At 70.2% G+C, this 15,632-nt stretch carries 14 protein-coding genes; 3 read left to right on the top strand and 11 right to left on the bottom strand.

The genetic code is table 11. The features are described 5' to 3' along the window. Positions 1-9: 9 nt before the first annotated feature. The 3 genes from HFP48_RS03210 to HFP48_RS03200 form a co-directional block, all read right to left on the bottom strand. Positions 10-774, bottom strand: coding sequence for a maleylpyruvate isomerase family mycothiol-dependent enzyme (locus HFP48_RS03210; RefSeq protein ID WP_168579011.1), 765 nt, complete (start codon positions 772-774; stop codon positions 10-12). A 65-nt stretch (positions 775-839) separates the two neighbouring features. After that, on the bottom strand, positions 840-2,291 hold the full coding sequence (locus HFP48_RS03205; RefSeq protein WP_168579010.1) for a family 43 glycosylhydrolase: 1,452 nt from the start codon (positions 2,289-2,291) through the stop codon (positions 840-842). A 139-nt stretch (positions 2,292-2,430) separates the two neighbouring features. Next, the gene (locus HFP48_RS03200; protein ID WP_168579009.1) at positions 2,431-4,215 is read right to left on the bottom strand and encodes a cholesterol oxidase substrate-binding domain-containing protein; all 1,785 of its coding nucleotides are present in this window, start codon (positions 4,213-4,215) and stop codon (positions 2,431-2,433) included. A 363-nt stretch (positions 4,216-4,578) separates the two neighbouring features. Between HFP48_RS03200 and HFP48_RS03195 the strand changes: the two genes are divergently transcribed. Further along, positions 4,579-5,709, top strand: coding sequence for an LLM class flavin-dependent oxidoreductase (locus HFP48_RS03195; RefSeq protein WP_006945628.1), 1,131 nt, complete (start codon positions 4,579-4,581; stop codon positions 5,707-5,709). 14 nt (positions 5,710-5,723) lie between these two features. On the opposite strand, the gene HFP48_RS03190 is transcribed toward HFP48_RS03195, so the two are convergent. From HFP48_RS03190 to HFP48_RS03175, 4 genes are all read right to left on the bottom strand, one after another. Next, positions 5,724-6,518, bottom strand: a complete 795-nt coding sequence (locus HFP48_RS03190) for a metal-dependent hydrolase (RefSeq protein ID WP_006945629.1) — start codon at positions 6,516-6,518, stop codon at positions 5,724-5,726. Between the two features lie 143 nt (positions 6,519-6,661). Further along, the gene (locus HFP48_RS03185; RefSeq protein ID WP_168579008.1) at positions 6,662-7,135 is read right to left on the bottom strand and encodes a DNA starvation/stationary phase protection protein; all 474 of its coding nucleotides are present in this window, start codon (positions 7,133-7,135) and stop codon (positions 6,662-6,664) included. A 298-nt stretch (positions 7,136-7,433) separates the two neighbouring features. Then, entirely contained in the window at positions 7,434-8,894 is a 1,461-nt protein-coding gene (locus HFP48_RS03180; RefSeq protein WP_029547200.1) for a catalase, read from the bottom strand. Positions 8,895-8,972: 78 nt separating this feature from the next. Then, a complete protein-coding gene (locus HFP48_RS03175) occupies positions 8,973-9,404 on the bottom strand; it encodes a Fur family transcriptional regulator (RefSeq protein WP_168579007.1) in 432 nt (143 codons plus the stop codon). A 137-nt stretch (positions 9,405-9,541) separates the two neighbouring features. On the opposite strand from HFP48_RS03175, the gene HFP48_RS03170 reads away from it, so the two are divergent. Both HFP48_RS03170 and HFP48_RS03165 read left to right on the top strand, forming a co-directional pair. Beyond that, a complete protein-coding gene (locus HFP48_RS03170; RefSeq protein ID WP_168579006.1) occupies positions 9,542-10,342 on the top strand; it encodes a DUF5602 domain-containing protein in 801 nt (266 codons plus the stop codon). Beyond that, positions 10,339-11,142: a DUF5602 domain-containing protein gene (locus tag HFP48_RS03165; protein ID WP_230304405.1), complete on the top strand. Its 804-nt coding sequence runs from the start codon at positions 10,339-10,341 to the stop codon at positions 11,140-11,142. The genes HFP48_RS03170 and HFP48_RS03165 overlap by 4 nt, the downstream gene beginning before the upstream one ends. 16 nt (positions 11,143-11,158) lie before the next feature. Here HFP48_RS03165 and HFP48_RS03160 read toward each other — a convergent pair whose 3' ends face one another. Genes HFP48_RS03160 through HFP48_RS03145 form a run of 4 tightly spaced genes read right to left on the bottom strand, consistent with a single transcriptional unit; the run spans position 11,159 to position 15,570 of the window. After that, positions 11,159-11,785 (bottom strand): acetoacetate decarboxylase family protein, encoded by a 627-nt coding sequence (locus tag HFP48_RS03160; RefSeq protein ID WP_029547198.1) that lies wholly within the window; start codon positions 11,783-11,785, stop codon positions 11,159-11,161. Continuing rightward, complete coding sequence (locus HFP48_RS03155) at positions 11,778-13,493, bottom strand: GMC family oxidoreductase (RefSeq protein ID WP_168579005.1); 1,716 nt, start codon at positions 13,491-13,493, stop codon at positions 11,778-11,780. The genes HFP48_RS03160 and HFP48_RS03155 overlap by 8 nt, the downstream gene beginning before the upstream one ends. After that, positions 13,490-14,995 (bottom strand): NAD(P)/FAD-dependent oxidoreductase, encoded by a 1,506-nt coding sequence (locus HFP48_RS03150; RefSeq protein ID WP_168579004.1) that lies wholly within the window; start codon positions 14,993-14,995, stop codon positions 13,490-13,492. The genes HFP48_RS03155 and HFP48_RS03150 overlap by 4 nt, the downstream gene beginning before the upstream one ends. Beyond that, positions 14,992-15,570, bottom strand: coding sequence for a TetR/AcrR family transcriptional regulator (locus tag HFP48_RS03145; RefSeq protein ID WP_006945640.1), 579 nt, complete (start codon positions 15,568-15,570; stop codon positions 14,992-14,994). Before HFP48_RS03145 ends, HFP48_RS03150 begins: the two co-directional genes overlap by 4 nt. Between the last annotated feature and the right edge of the window lie 62 nt (positions 15,571-15,632).

Raw genomic sequence — 15,632 nt, 5'->3', positions numbered from 1 at the left:
AGATCGGCGTCAGATCGTCACCTCGTCGCGCCAACGGGTCAGCAGCGCGGCGTCACCGAACACGTCGAATCGATCGAGGGACGCCCGGTTCCACAGGAGGAGCAGCAGATCCGACGCCGGCCCGCGGACCGCGACGTCCCCCTCGGCGTGGGTGTGGACGACGGAAGGTTCGTCGGCATCGAAGGTGATCAACCATTCGCCCTCGCCGGCGGCGAGGGCGGGGTCGGTCGCATGCAGGTGCATCGTCTTCCCCGACCCGGCCGGCGACCCGGCACTCCCCGCCTCACCGAGGGCCCCCGCGCCGCCGAGGGCACGGAACGGGAGCAGCACCCCGAAGAGTTCGTCGATGCCCTCGACGGCCAGCGCGGTGTCGACGGGCGTGGTGCCCTCGCCCGCGGCGAGTTCGGCGTCGATCCGGTGCAGCGCAGTCTCGACCGCCATGCGACGGACCCAGAACGAAGCCGGTTGCGGTCCGGCGAAGGTCTGCTCGTCGACGTGCGGATCGGCCGACTGCACGGCCTCCGTCAGCTCCTCGAGTCCGTCCCGCACCCATGCGACGACGGCGGCCCCGGCCGGAGCCGGGGGGATCTCGGTGCGACCGCCGGTGCGCAACCAGCCCGCCGCGTTCCGGTGCACTCGGCCGACGTGCCCGAGAAGCCGTTCGACGGACCAGCGCGGGCAGGTCGGGACCGGCCGGTCGAGCCGGCCTTCGCCGGCGGCGAGCAGCCGCTCGGTGTCTGCGCGCAACAGCGCCGGATAGGAGGCTCGATCCATCCCTCGATTATGGGTGGCTCCCCCGTCGCGCCGAAGCCCCGGCGCGCCGGGGTGGGACCACGCGGTCAGCGGGCCGTCTCGCGCACTCGCAGTGTCACCACGTCGAGGGGGTCGCCGACGTCCGAGAGCCCCTCGGATTTGCGGGCGGTGACGGCACCGAACTCGACCGTCTCCACGCCGTGGGTGCCGGCGAAGGCGTACAGGCCGTAGGTGCCGTTCGCCGCACTGTCGCTCACCGTGAAGGCGATTCGCTCCTCGCGGGTCTCCCCCGGCGCCAGATCGACGTCGATCGGGCCCAGGACCGGCTCGCCTTCCTCGCCGTTCGGACGGACCGCACTGCCCCACACCTGACCCGTGTAGGGCGCGTCGCCGGGTGCTTCGACGAGCATGGTGGCTTCGATCACCCCGCCCGAGGCGGGCAGCGTCGTGGCCGTGTCGGCCGTGAGCGAGACGCGTACGGGAAGATCCGTCCGGGGAACGTCGGGGCGGGTCGACGACGGGGACCCGTCGCCGATCTCCGGCCAGCCGTTGGCCCACACGATCCGGTCGATCATGCCCTCCCGTCGCTGGGCACCGCTGGGAAGCTGGAGATCGTCGCGGGGAATCGCGTGGTAGACGATCCAGTCGTCGCCGGCGTCGTCGGTCACCACCGTGTTGTGCCCGGGTCCCGCCCACGGATCACTGCCGGCCAGGATGAGCGCGCCGCCACCGCCGTCGAGGTCGTCACCCTTGCGGTCGACGTACGGGCCGGTCAACGACTCGGACCGGCCGACGAGCACCCGGTAGGCGGTGTCTGCGCCGTTGCAGCAGTGGCCGGAGGAGAGGAACAGGTAGTAGTAGCCGTCGCGGTATTCGACGTGCGGCCCCTCGAAGCGTTCGTCCGCGACCCGGACCGGTTCGCCTGCGGGCGCGGTTCCGTCCGCGGCGAGCGGGATGGCGTAGACGCCCTTGAAGTTCCCGACGAACATCGTCTTCGTCGTGCCGTCGTCCCACACGAACGGATCGATCGTGCCCTGGACGCCGACGTCCTCGGCACAGAACACGGGGCGGCCCAGGTCGGTCCACGGGCCGGCCGGTCCGGGTGCGGTGGCGAGGCCGATGCACGGATTCGCCCCGTCCGGCAGCGCGTAGTAGAGGCTGTACCCGGTGTCCGACTCGATCACGTGGGGAGCCCAGACGTAGTTGTTCGCCGGATGCCATCCGGGACTCTCGGAGAACACGTCGTCGACGTACATCCAGTCCGTGAGGTCGAAGGACTTGAAGACGGACATCCCCCGCAGTCCCCGGCCGTCGCCCCAGTCGTCGCCCGTGGTGTACATGTAGTACGCCCCGTCGGGCGCCCGCACGATGCTGGGGTCGGCCGCGACGGGCTCGACGATCGGGTTCGCCGCGGCGGGTGGCGCCGGCGCGATCAGGAAGGCGAGCAGCGACATCGCGGCCGCGACGGATCCACGGCGGACGTGGCGTCGAGCCGCGTGGTGACCGCCCGCCTTCTTCCCCGTCTCGAACTTCCGCACGTCGCTCCCACCGTCGACTCACATGGAACGGGGCAAATGTATACGGATGTGACTGGTGTGGGAGTTGTGAAAGGCGCAAGCGGCCGGATCGAAACCGAACCGTGCCCTCGGACCGTACCGGAACCCCCTCCCGTGGCCCCTACACCGGCGGCAGCAGCCGGTCCAGGAAACCGTTGCTGAACACCCGGTGCGGATCGTGCCGATCGAACGCCGCGCGCGCCGCGTCCCAGCCCTCGTCGGCGGACAGCCCGGTGCGGTACATCGCCGGGATCGTCTCGCCGAGGAACCGCGAATCCCGGTGCCCCCCCTGCTCGTCGAACGCCCAGCCCTTCGACCACTCGGACCGGAAGGCGGCGTAGTCACCGGAGTAGTGGTCGGCCATCCACTGCTCCATCTCCCGGAAGAACGCGGACTGCCCCGCGGTGCCGGGAATGGAGACGACGTTCATCCAGATGGCAGTGTCCCAGTCGCGCCGGTCGGGACGGGGACGCACGGCCGACAGATTCGGCGCTCCGGCCGAATCGACGAGCACCTCCGACTGGTCGTCGACGGTGCACAGTCGCACCTCGAACGGCATGTTGACCGGATACTGCCCGAGCGAGGCGTAGTGGGTCATCCGCTCGTGCAGCCAGGTGGTGAACTCGTGGACGACGCGGGCGATGTTCGCGCGCCGCGTGACGACCACCCCACCGCCGGCGATGACGCGCAGCGTGGTGGCCCGCAGGTAGAACAGCAGGTCCTTCGACCAGCCCCACAGGTCGGCGGTGCCGGTGGCGGCGAGACCGGCGGCGACGGCCCCGAACTGGCCGGCACCGAAGGCCGGGGTGGCAGCCTGCATCCCGCTCGCCACCCGGCCGAGAGGGGTGGTGACCTCCTCGGGGATGCTGTCGGAGAAGAAGTAGTTGTACGGGCCGTGCACCTCGCGCGCGGTCGGTGGCTTCTCGGGGCACACCGACCAGATCTTCAGCCACGGCGTCTCGGTGAAGGGGAACCAGATCGCCTCGACGCGGCCGGACTCCTCGACGAACCGCTCGAAGGTACGGCCCGGGGAACCGGGCGGGGCGAACAGTTCCTGCCACGGCACGTCGGTGAAACTCTGGCAGCGCAGCCGGTAGTTGGCCCCGGCCTGCAGGGTCACCGAGGTGACGAAGCTGCGGCCCAGGTGGGCGAGCAGGGGCGTGATCTCGGGTTCGGACCGACGGAACTCACGCAGTTCGTAGGCGCCGGCGGCGGCGTTCCACACGACGGCGGTGAGGGCGACGACGAGGTTCGACAGTGAGCCGAACGACTGGCCGGGGAGCGCACGCTCCCCCGCGGCCGGATAGGTGGCGCCGTGCGCGCCGATCGACAGCGCGCCCGCGATGGTGATGTCGCCGATCGCGGGGGCATTGGCCCAGCCGAGGCCGTGCTGTTCGAGCGCGGCGAGGATCGACTCGATGCTCGCACCCGCGCCGGCGGTGACGGTGGCGGGTGTTCCCGCGGGATCGACGGTGACGGCGTTCAGGTGCACCATCGTGTCGATCAGCACGATCTTCTCGACGCTCTCGCCGGGCACGACGGTCAGCGGGCTCCAGCTGTGCATGGTGCCGCGCGGCCGGACGCGGTAACCGTGGGCGCGGGCCCAGTCGGCGATGCGCACGACGTCGTGCGCATCGCGTGCGGTGGCGGTCCACACCGCGTCGAAGCGGATCGTCCGGGCCCAGTTCTCGAAGCGCTGCTGGGCCAGCGGGATGTCTGCGGGGAACTCCGGCGGTGCCGGAATGGTGGCGCGCGGATCGCCGGCCGGGACCGCACCGGCGGGGGTCCAGGCGAGGCCGGTCAGTGCGACGGCACCGGCGGCACCGGCGGCGCCGAGGAGGGCTCGTCGGCTGAGGGTCGTGGTCGAGGCGGGGTCGCCGTCCGTCCGGGCGTCGCGGGGGTCCACCGGGCTGGGCTCCGATCTGGGAAGAGGCAGAAACAGAGCAAAAATAGAACAAGTTCTCTTTCGATGCCAGTGGTTCCGTAATGCGCCGCCGAACCGGCTGAACGCCGCCGTCCACGACCGGAGCGAGGACGTAGGACCCTAGCCCCGCACCCGGTCACGGGCAGACAGTGGCAAGTGCCGTTGCACGGCGGCGACAGCGTGCCGTTGCACGGCGGCGACAGCGTGCCGTTGCACGGCGGCGACAGCGTGCCGTTGCACGGCGGCGACAGAGTGCCGTTGCACGGCGGCGACAGAGTGCCGTTGCACGGCGGCGTCAGAGCACCGCCGGCCGCCGGTGAACGGACAGGCCCGGAAGGGAACGCCATGACGTCCACCACGATCGATACCGGCATGTACACCTCGTCCAACCCACCGTGGCGCGAGGTGCGGGTCATCACGGCGCTGGCGAGGTATGGCGGGCTGACGTCGCTGTTCGTCTGGGACCATTTCCAGGAGTTCTTCCCGACCGCCCTGTGGGACAGGACCTTCACCCGCTTCAGCGACCAGGTGTCGAGTCCGCACGAGGTGTTCGACTACCAGACCCTGCTCGGGGCACTGGCGGCCCCTGCGGGGAGGATGCGGCTCGGGGTGGCAGTGAGCGAGCCGATCCGGCGCCACCCGGTGCTGCTCGCTCAGGCCGCCCTGACCCTGGCGCATCTGACCAAGCGCGCGCCGATCCTCGGCCTGGGCTGCGGGGAGCGGATGAACATCGACCCGTACGGGTTGTCGCAGGCCCACCCGGTCGACCGACTCGCCGAAGCCGTGCAGATCGTCCGCCGCTGCTTCGACTCGCACGGCCCGTTCGACTTCCACGGCACGCACTTCCACCTGGACGGGGCGGTGATGGACCTGCAGGCCCCACCCGGGCGCACCCCGGAGATCTGGATCGCCGCCCACGGACCTCGGATGCTGCAGTTGACCGGGCGCTACGGCGACGGGTGGCTGCCGATGACCATCGCACTGCGCACCCCGGACGAGTACGGGGCGAAACTGGCGCGCATCCGTACCGCCGCCACCGAGGCCGGTCGCGACCCCGACCGGATCGTGCCGGCGTTGGTGGCCTACATCCTCGTCGCCCCCACACAGAAGCGGGCGCAGGCGATGCTGCACAGCCGGATGATGCGGTACTGGACGCTGCTGTTCTCCGCCGAGCACTGGGCTGCGGCCGGCGCGGTACATCCCTTCGGGCCGGAGTTCCGCGGCTCGGTCGACGTGATCCCGGAACGCTACGACCGGGCCCGGTGGGAGGAGGCGCTCGCGGCGGTGCCCCCGGAGGTCACCGAATACGGATTCCTCGTCGGCACACCGGGCCGGATCACCGCGCGGTTGCGGGAGTTCGGGGAGGCCGGGCTGCGGCATGTGGTGCTCGTCCCCACGTCGGCCTACCTGTCGCTGCAGGACTGGGCGTACACAGTGCCCGCCGTGTATCGCATCGCCGCGTCGCTGCGCAGGTGAGCACCCTCGAGGACCTACACGCCGACGGCCTCCCGCAGGAGTTCCGGCGCGCCGTCGATCGACCACACCGCCATCGCGAACGCGGCGATCGTCAGCCCTGGACCGAGGATCGCCAGCTCGAAGGCGCCGCCGGCGCGGATGGCAAGGAACCCGGGCATCTTGATCTCCCACCAGCGCTCGCCGCGCCACGGCAGGAACGGCGCGAGGAACGGTATGCCCTCCTTGGTGACGGCGTCGCCCAGGCAGTGCGTCGCGCATCCCAGCGCCACTGCCACCCCGAGGCCCACCGAACCGACCTCTCCGGGGAACCAGTTCCACATGAGCACCGACAGCACCGCCGAGGTCGCGGTCACCACGAGCCAGCCGTTGCGCTTGGCCCATCCGTCCGCGAGCCCGCGCAGCGCCAGGCCGAGCGTGACGAACAGGACGGCGACGACCGCGACCCGGTCGAACCGGGCGACAAGCGTCGACACCCCCGCCCCCAGCAGGCCCGCGAACAGGGCCGTGTGCGTCAGCGTGCGATGCCCGCCGCGACGGCTGCGGTCGCGGCGGCCCTTGGTGAGCGTGTAGTAACCGAGCGAGAGGTTGTCGATGCCGCGCGCCGCGACCTGACTCACCGGCCCGAAGGACCGCGCCACCGTCGACTGGGGCGTGTCGAGATCCGGCAGGAGGGCCGAACCGGCGCAGACCGCGGCGAACGCGAACGTCTCGGCCGTGGATGTGGGCCCGCCCCACTCGCGGGGCAGCACGTCGGCGACGAGGAGGCCGACCAGCGCCCCGGACACCGCGTGGGTGGGACCCATGACCATCGCTGCAGGCACCTTTCGATCGAAGAACGAACCGATGCCAACGTAGCAATCACATCCGACACTTCAGTAACACAGGTGTTCGATCGCCCGGCGCACACGAAGGGCCACCCGCGGGAACGGGTGGCCCTCTCGCACTCGACGGCTCAGGCGAGCTGCGCCTGCCACATCCAGTGCGCCTGCTCGAGGCCGGCGGTCTGGGCGATGAGCAGGTCCTGCGTGACCGGGTCGGCCTCGTCCGTCACCGCGATGCGCTCGCGCAGGCGTCCGATGACGGCCGCGAGGTTGTCGGTGATCGCCGCGACGACCTGCTCGTCCTTGGTCCAGCCCGCGCCGAAACCCGTGGTGCCGGAGTCCTGGGCGACGGTGGTGGCCCGTCCGTCCGGGCTGACGCCGATCGCCGTGAGGCGCTCCGCCACCTCGTCGGTGTAGGTGCGGGCGGCCGTGACGATCTCGTCCAGCGCGAGATGCAGGCTGCGGAACTGCGGGCCGACGACGTTCCAGTGCGCCTGCTTGGCGATCAGGCTCAGGTCGATCATGTCGACGAGGGTGCCCTGCAGAGCGTCCCCGGCGACCTTCTGCTGGTCCGGGCTCAACGTGCTGGTGATCGGTCCGGTCATGATCCGAGCTCCTATCCGTGTCGATGTGCCTCCCGGCGGCGACGGACGTCGCGCGCCGGCCGTGCTTCGGACATATCTCCCCCGCTTCAACGCTCGACGCGGTGACCGAGTTCCGCGCGGCCGCAGGCAACGAAGTGGATACGGGGCCCCTTCGGCCCGGAGTGTCCGTGGCAGCCGCGGCCGCGCGGGCGGATGATGGAGGAAGAATCCGTATCGAGGGAGGACAGAGTGATGCAGACGGTCATCGTGTGGATACTGGCCACCCTCCTCTACTGGTGGGGCATTCTCTGACGGGAGGTCAGGCCCGGCCCGCCCGCACGCCCTCCTCGACCTTCTTGCCGAGGTCGGCGTCGACGTTCGACCAGTATTCGAAGATCCGCTCGTACAACGCCGCCGCGGTCCCCCCGAGGATGTGGCCGACGATGTTGCCCACCAGCCGCTCACGGGCCGCGTCGTCGAGCACCTCGCGGACCAGCGTGCCGGCCTGACCGAAGTCGTCGTCCTCGGCATGCCGGACGTAGCCGGCCCGCACCGCCTCGGTGCCGAACTCCCACAAACCTTCGTCGCCGGCGGCCTGCGGGTCGGCGTGCGGGCCGCCGAAGCTGTTCGGCGCATACACCGGGGTGCCCGGGTCGTTGAACGAGTACCGCATGGCGCCGTCCTTGGAATACGAGTTCACCTCGTTCCTCGGCGCGTTGACCGGCAGCTGCGCGTGGTTCGCGCCGATGCGGTAGCGGTGCGCGTCGGCGTAGGAGAACACGCGGCCGAGCAGCATCTTGTCCGGCGACAGGCCGATGCCCGGCACGATGTTCGACGGCGCGAACGCGGCCTGCTCGATCTCGGCGAAGAAGTTGCGCGGATTGCGATTCAGCGTCCAGGTGCCGACCTCGATCAGCGGATAGTCGCGCTGCGACCACACCTTGGTCAGGTCGAACGGGTTGAAGCGATACCCCTCCGCCTCGGCCACCGGCATGATCTGCACCTTCAGCGTCCAGCTGGGGAACTCGCCCCGCTCGATCGCGTCGTGGAGGTCGGCGCGGTGGTAGTCGGGGTCGGTGCCGGCGAGGCGGTCGGCCTCGTCCTGCGTGAGGAATTCGATGCCCTGGTTCGTCTTGAAGTGGTACTTGACCCAGAACCGCTCTCCCGCGGCGTTGACCCACTGGTAGGTATGGGAGCCGAAACCGTCCATGTGGCGCCAGGTTCGGGGGATGCCCCGGTCACCCATCAGCCACGTCACCTGGTGGGCGCTCTCGGGTCGCAGCGTCCAGAAGTCCCACTGCATGGTGTGGTCGCGCAGACCCGAACCGGGTAGCCGCTTCTGGGAGTGGATGAAGTCGGGGAACTTGATCGGGTCCTTGACGAAGAACACCGGGGTGTTGTTGCCGACGAGGTCGTAGTTGCCGTCCTCGGTGTAGAACTTCACCGCGAAACCGCGCGGGTCGCGCCACGTGTCGGGGCTGCCCTGCTCCCCGGCGACCGTCGAGAAACGCACGAGGGATTCGGTTTTCGCGCCCGGCTGGAACAGCTTGGCCTTGGTGTAGGCACTGACGTCGCCCGTGACGACGAGTTCGCCGAACGCGCCGCCGCCCTTGGCGTGCACGACACGCTCCGGGACCCGTTCGCGGTTGAAGTGGGCGAGCTTCTCGATCAGGTAGTGGTCGTGCAGCAGTACCGGGCCCTGCGTTCCTGCGGTGAGCGATTCGTCGTCGCTCGCGACCGGAATGCCGACGTTGTTGGTGGTGGGGCGGGGATTCGTCACGGTGATCCTCCTCTGGAAGGGTGCACGCTCCGCGCCACGTCGCCGCGGTGCGGGTCGTAGTGGAGAAATGTTGCGGGACTAAGACTCTCGACAGTCGGAGCACAGTCCCCAGAACGTCACTTCGGCCTCGTCCACGACGTAGCCGTGGTCGTCCGAGGGTTCGAGGCACGGCGCCACCCCGACGACGCACTCGATGTCGGTGACCGCGCCACAGCTGCGGCACACCAGGTGGTGGTGGTTGTCGCCGATCCGGGTCTCGTACCGGGCCGGCGAACCCGCGGGTTCGATGCGGCGCAGGAGCCCGGCCCCGACGCACGCCTTGAGCACGTCGTACACCGCCTGCGTGGAGACGGAGCCGAGTTCGCTCCGCACCGCGGCCGCGATCTCGTCCGCATCGGAATGGGGGTGCGCGGCAACCGCGCCGAGCACGGCAACACGCGGAGCGGTCACCCGCAGACCCACGGAGCGAAGTTGCGCCGGGGGGTCGAGGTGCTCATCCGCTCGTTGCATGACCCCAGTATGCCCCTTTTCTGGAATTAGTCAAGAAAAGACGGGCGGGATCGGTCCGCACACGATCGCCTGATTCCGCACAACGGACCCGCCGGCCGGGTCTACCCTGCTTCTCAGCCCACCGGAAGAGGTTCGCCATGCGCACCAACCCGATCTCTCGCGCCTCCGGGATCGCGATCGCGGCCGGCACCGCGCTCACCCTGCTGCTCGGCTGCTCCAGCGGATCCGACACGGAATCCGAGCCCTACTCCTACGGCCCCACCGTCGAGGTCGGCGACGGCACGGCCCGCACCTACGTCGAGCAGGGCGACGACGGTGCCCCCGCGGCGATCGGGGTCCGCTTCTCGGCGACGGCGCTCGACGGCCTCTCCGACGCCCTCGAGGTGCACACGCTCGAGTTCCCGGCCGAGGCGGACGAGACCGCGTTCGACCACCTGACCATGGACTGGAACCCGCACGGGCACGAACCGGTGGGGCTGTTCGACCAGCCTCATTTCGACATCCATTTCTACATGATCGGCGCCGAGCAGATTTCCGAGATCGACCCGGCCGCACCCGGGTACGTCGACGCGGCGGCCAACATGCCCGAAGCCCGGTACATGCCGGCCGACTACGTGCCCGCCGGTCCGCCGGAGATGGCGCTCGTCCCGCAGATGGGGATGCACTGGGTCGACGGCACCCTGCCGATCGCGCCGGGACAGTACGACTTCACCCAGATCCTCATCGAGGGATCCTGGGACGGGGAATGGACCTTCATCGAGCCGATGCTCACCCGCGACTGGCTGCTCACCCGGCCCACGATCGACGAGCCGGTGAAACAGCCCGAGGCCTATCAGCAGAGCGCGTACTACCCCACCACCTACTCGGTGAGCTTCGACGACCAGGCGCAGGAGTACGTCGTCGAACTCGGTGGACTCACCATGCGAGAGGAGTCGTGACAGTGGTGCACCTTCGCACGTTCGCGGTGCTCGGAGTCGTCGGCGTGACGGCGACGGCGACGGCACTCGTCGTCGGTTCCGTGGCCGGAGCCCAGGGCTCCACGTCCGTCGACGGCCCGCCCCGCCCCGTCGGTAACGGATCGGCGCACACGTACGTCACCGTCGGACCCGACGACACCCCCACCGCGATCGGCGTCCGCCTCGATGCCGCCGCCCTCGAAGGCCTCACGAGCGGTCTGCTGCCCACCACCGAGGCCTACGTGCTCGACGTTCCCGACGGGGCGCCCGCGACGGTCGTCGACCATGTCACGCTGGACTGGAACTCTCACGGCCACAATCCGGAACACGGGTTCGACCAGCCGCACTTCGATGTGCACTTCTACCTCGTCGACACCGCGACGGTGGAGTCGATCAACCCGCTCGTCCCCGGGTATCTCGAGCGGGCGGCGAAGCTGCCGGACCCGAAGTACCTCCCGGAAGGCTACGCGCCGTCGGACCCCCAGCCGATTCTCGGCACCGTCCCCAACATGGGACTGCACTGGCTCGACACCGCCGAGCCGCACGGGCACTTCACCGAGACGGTCCTGCAGGGCTCGTGGGACGGCCGGCACGTCTTCATCGAGCCGATGATGACCCGGGACTGGCTGGCGTCCCGGCCCGACCTGCACGAGGAACTGCGGCAGCCGAGCGCGTATCAGCAGTCCGGCTACTACCCCACCACCTACTCGGTGACGTGGGACGACGCAGCCGGGCAGTACGTCGTCGAACTCGGTGGGCTCACGATGCGCGAGGCGTCGTGAGCCCACCGCAGGTTCCCTAGCGCACCGTCCGGGCCGGGCCGATGCTCATCCGGCCCGACGTGATGACGATGCCGTGGTGGGCCCCCGGCAGCAGCCACCGTCCCAGTGTCGGGCCCTGCGCCTCGACGCGGACCCGGGCATAGCGGAACCGTCCCCTCAGCCGTGCCGTGGCGCGGGCCTGGCTGCCGTCCGGTTCGGGCTGTGCGAACGCCAGTCCCCCGACGATCGGCAGTTCCGGACCGCGCGGGGTCGCGTCGGTGTCCACCTTCCATGTGTCGCCCGTGGCGGAGAACCGGCCGATGACGTCGCCGGTGAACGAGGCGAGCACCTTGGGCAGATGCCAGTGCTCGCGCCCGCCGTGCACGGACGCCTCGGAGTCCACGGCGATGAACGGCACGGCCATCGCCGGGATCAGCCCCGGGCGCAGGACGGGACTTGCGAGCACCTCGCGATAGGGGCCGACGGGCGATTCGAGGTAGTCCACCACCATCGCGAGGGTGAACGGCAGGGTCCGGCCGCCGGGGCCGAACTGGGCCGCCCCGGGCGCGCTGCGGTGCCACCACAGGGCCGCGCGCGCCTGCGCCGACCACGGCGGCGGCGCGGACGTCGGCCAGTCGGTACGTTCGTCGGTGCTCTCAGGCACGCTCCACAACACGGGCGGCCTCCTCTCGTCGGACGGGATGGATCGGCAGGCGCAGCGCCGCGGGAGCCGACTCCGGCACGCTGGGCCGCACCGGCCGCACCGGAGTGACCGGCACGTAACCGGATCCGAGCGTCGGGCGTGGATCGGCGTCACCCTTGTTGGGCCACAACGCCATCGCCCGCTCGGCCTGCGCCGTGATGGTGAGCGACGGGTTCACGCCCAGGTTGGCGCTGACCACGGATCCGTCCACGACATGCAGGCCCTCGTGGCCGTAGGCGCGCAGGTAGGGATCGACGACACCGGACTCGGGCGAGTCCCCGATCACGCAGCCGCCGAGGAAGTGCGCGGTCATGGGAATGTTGACCAGGTCCGCAACCGATCCGCCCGCGTCGCCGTCGATCTTGCCGGCGACCCGCCGGATGGCCTCGTGACCCACCGGAATCCACTCCGGCGGTGGCGTGCCGGGCCCGCGACGGCTCGTGAGCCGGCGTCCGAACGGCCCGCGCGTGCTCGCCAGTTCGAGGGAGTTGTCGTCGGTCTGCATGACCAGCGCGATCACGGTCCGCTCGGACCAGCGCCGCACCGACAGGGTGCGCAGGAACGCGGCGGGGTTGCGGGCCGCCACCGCGAGGAACTTCACCAGCCGCGGTGCCCGGCCCCCACCGTCGACCAGGAGGGCCTGCAAAAGCCCGATGGCGTTGCTGCCCTTGCCGTACCGCACCGGTTCGATGTGGGTGTGGTCGTCCGGGTGGAAGGAGGCGGTGATCGCGATGCCGCGGGAGTAGTCCACGGTGCGGTCCTGCGCCGTCGCGGCGAGCACCGCTTCGGAGTTGGTGCGCACCACCGTGCCCAGTCGCGGCGACAACCTCGGCAGGGCACCGGTCTCGCGCATCGCGAGCAGCAGCCGCGACGTGCCGTAGGTGCCGGCGGCAAACACCACCTGGTCGGCGGTGAACACTGTGTGGCGCTTGCGGATCCGGTTCGTGCTGCGGGCACGGACCTCGTATCCCCCCTCGGCGCGCGGACGGATCTCGGTGACGGTGGTGAGCGGATGGATCGTCGCCCCGGCCTGCTCGGCAAGGTACAGATAGTTCTTGACGAGGGTGTTCTTCGCGCCCACCCGGCAACCCGTCATGCAGCCGCCGCACTCGGTGCAGCCGGTGCGCTCGGGCCCGGCGCCCCCGAAGAACGGGTCCGACACCGTCTTCCCCGGCTCGCCGAAGAACACCCCGACCGGCGTGGTGGTGAACGTCTCGCCGACCCCCATCTCCTCGGCCACCGAGCGCATCACCTCGTCGGCGGGGGTCGTCAGCGGATTCGGGCGCACGCCGAGCATCCGCGCCGCCTGCTCGTAGTACGGTCCGAGCTCGGCCTGCCAGTCGGTGATGTGCCCCCACTGCGGGTCCCGGAAGAACCGGGCCGGCGGCCGGTAGAGGGTGTTGGCATAGTTGAGCGATCCCCCGCCGACGCCGGCGCCCGCCATGACCAGGACGTCGGGCAGCAGGTGGATGCGCTGCACGCCGTAACAGCCCAGGGCCGGGGCCCACAGGTACTTGCGCAGTCGCCAGCTGGTCTTCGGCAGTTCGTCGTCGGCGAAGCGGCGGCCGGCCTCGAGAACGCCGACGCGGTAGCCCTTCTCGGTCGCGCGCAGCGCGGCGACGCTGCCGCCGAAGCCGGACCCGACGACCAGAACGTCGTAATGGGTCATGCCGCAATCCTTTCGGCAGCGGGACGGGTCACGTAGTTCTCGGGATCGAAGCGCTTGGTCCGGGCGCGGTACCGCCAGGTGAACGTCGGCCACATCACCGAGTTGCGCCCCTTGCGGTCGAGGTACCAGCTGTGGCAGCCGCCCGCGTTCCACACCGTGCCGGCGAGGGCGGGGTCGAGTTCGGCGTTGTAGTCGCGCTGCGCGCCGGCGGTCACCTCGACGGTGGCCAGTGCCCGGGACCGCATGGTGCGCAGGGCGTCCGCGATGTAGGCGGCCTGCGATTCGAGCATGTACACGATCGAGCTGTGGCCGAGGTTGGTGTTCGGCCCGTACATCAGGAAAAGGTTGGGGAAGCCGTGGACCGAGACGCCCAGGTAGGCGCTGGGGCTGCCGTTCCAGGCCTCGGCCAGGGTGCAGCCGTCGCGTCCCCGGATGTGCCGGGCCACAGGCGGTTCGGTGACGGTGAAGCCGGTGCCGAAGATGACGGCGTCGACCTCGTACTCGTTGCCGGTCTCGTCGACGACACCCTTCTCGGTGACCGCGGTCAGCCCGGAGGCAACCACGGTGACGTCGGGCCGGGTGATCGCCGGGAACCAGTCGTTGGACAGCAGGATCCGCTTGCACATGATCCGGAACCCCGGGGTGAGCTTCGTCCGCAGATCCGGATCCGGGACCTGCTTGTCGAGGACCGACAGCGCTCGGCGCTCGAACAACGGCACGAGCCACCGGCGCGCGAACGGCCGTGTCATCCCGACGACGTACGTTTCCTTCTGCCCGTAGACGGCCCCACGAACGATCTTCTGCGCGAGCGGGAAACGCCGGTAGAGGGCGCGCACCGGACGCGCAATGGTGTGATCGTGCTTGGGCATGACCCACGAGGCGGTGCGCTGGAACAGCGTCAGGTGCCCGACGGTGTCGACGATGGCGGGGACGAACTGGATCGCGGAGGCGCCGGTACCGATCACGGCGACGCGCTTGCCGCGCAGGTCGTAGCCGTGGTCCCACTCTGCCGAGTGGAACATCTTGCCGCGGAACATCTCCAGGCCCGGCACCTTCGGGAGGGTCGGGGTGGACAGCGCACCGGTCGCCGAGACCAGCACGTCGGCGGTGAGGTCGCCCCGCGACGTCGACACGATCCAGCGGGTGTTCTCGCCGTCCCACTGCGCGTCGCGCAGTTCGCACCCGAACATCGTCCGGTCGGTGACGCCCTGTTCCGTCGCGACCCGACGCAGGTAGGCGTAGATCTCCTCCTGGGTGCCGTGGGCCTTCGACCAGTCCGGTTCGGGCGCGAAGGAGAACGAGTACAGCGCGCTCGGCACGTCGCAGGCCGCGCCCGGGTAGGTGTTCACCCGCCAGGTGCCGCCGACGTCGTCGCCCCGCTCGATCACGAGGACGTCGGCGCGCGGGTGCTCACGCAGCAGCGTGGCCGCCATGCCGATGCCCCCGAAGCCGGCCCCCACGACGAGCGTGTGGACGTGCGGCGGGAGGGTCACGATGCTCACTTCATCACCAGTTCCTTCCAGACCGGGAGCAGCCGCTCCCGGATCTCACGATCCGATTCGGGAGTACGCATCAGGGCGGCGACGGCGAGGCCGCGGGCCAGCTCGATGCTCAGGTCGATTCCGTCGGGGCCCATCCGGTCCCCCATGATCTCGAGGCAGCCGACCCGCAGCGCGTCGGAGACCTTGCGCTCGAGGGGGATCACCGCCTCGTGCAGGGTGGGATCGGTCCGGGCGGCCACCCACAGCTCGAGCGCGGCGTGGAACAACGGTCCGCGGAACGCGTCGGTGAGGACGTCGAGGCCACGCTCGGGGTCCGGGCTGGCCTCGAGGATCTCCGTGAGGCGCTTGTCGACGAGGTGCTCGACCGCGGCGACGACGAGCGATTCCTTGGTCGGGAAGTGATGCAGCTGCGCACCCCGGGATACCCCGGCCCGTTTGGCGATGACCTGGGTGGTGGTGCGCGCGTAGCCGAGTTCGACGAGCGAGTCGACGGCCGCGTCGAGGAGTTTCGCCCGGGTCACGGCGGTGCGCTCGGCCTGCGTGCGCCCCGTGCCCGTGGATGTGGTTCGAGTCACAAGAACGGACGGTAACAGCAAAACAACAAACAGTCCAGACTGCTTGCAAGTTTTTAGCCGAG

This window comes from Rhodococcus sp. DMU1, assembly GCF_012272955.1.
Taxonomy (GTDB): domain Bacteria; phylum Actinomycetota; class Actinomycetes; order Mycobacteriales; family Mycobacteriaceae; genus Rhodococcus; species Rhodococcus aetherivorans.
This window is presented reverse-complemented; position numbering and strand designations above follow the sequence as displayed.

What these genes read in the sequence shown, in the direction of transcription:
- HFP48_RS03170 (WP_168579006.1), top strand. Translation starts at nt 9,542, where the DNA reads ATGCGCACCAACCCGATCTCTCGCGCCTCCGGGATCGCGATCGCGGCC.
- HFP48_RS03190 (WP_006945629.1), bottom strand. Translation starts at nt 6,518, where the DNA reads ATGGTCATGGGTCCCACCCACGCGGTGTCCGGGGCGCTGGTCGGCCTC.
- HFP48_RS03175 (WP_168579007.1), bottom strand. Translation starts at nt 9,404, where the DNA reads ATGCAACGAGCGGATGAGCACCTCGACCCCCCGGCGCAACTTCGCTCC.
- HFP48_RS03185 (WP_168579008.1), bottom strand. Translation starts at nt 7,135, where the DNA reads ATGACCGGACCGATCACCAGCACGTTGAGCCCGGACCAGCAGAAGGTC.
- HFP48_RS03155 (WP_168579005.1), bottom strand. Translation starts at nt 13,493, where the DNA reads ATGACCCATTACGACGTTCTGGTCGTCGGGTCCGGCTTCGGCGGCAGC.
- HFP48_RS03195 (WP_006945628.1), top strand. Translation starts at nt 4,579, where the DNA reads ATGACGTCCACCACGATCGATACCGGCATGTACACCTCGTCCAACCCA.
- HFP48_RS03210 (WP_168579011.1), bottom strand. Translation starts at nt 774, where the DNA reads ATGGATCGAGCCTCCTATCCGGCGCTGTTGCGCGCAGACACCGAGCGG.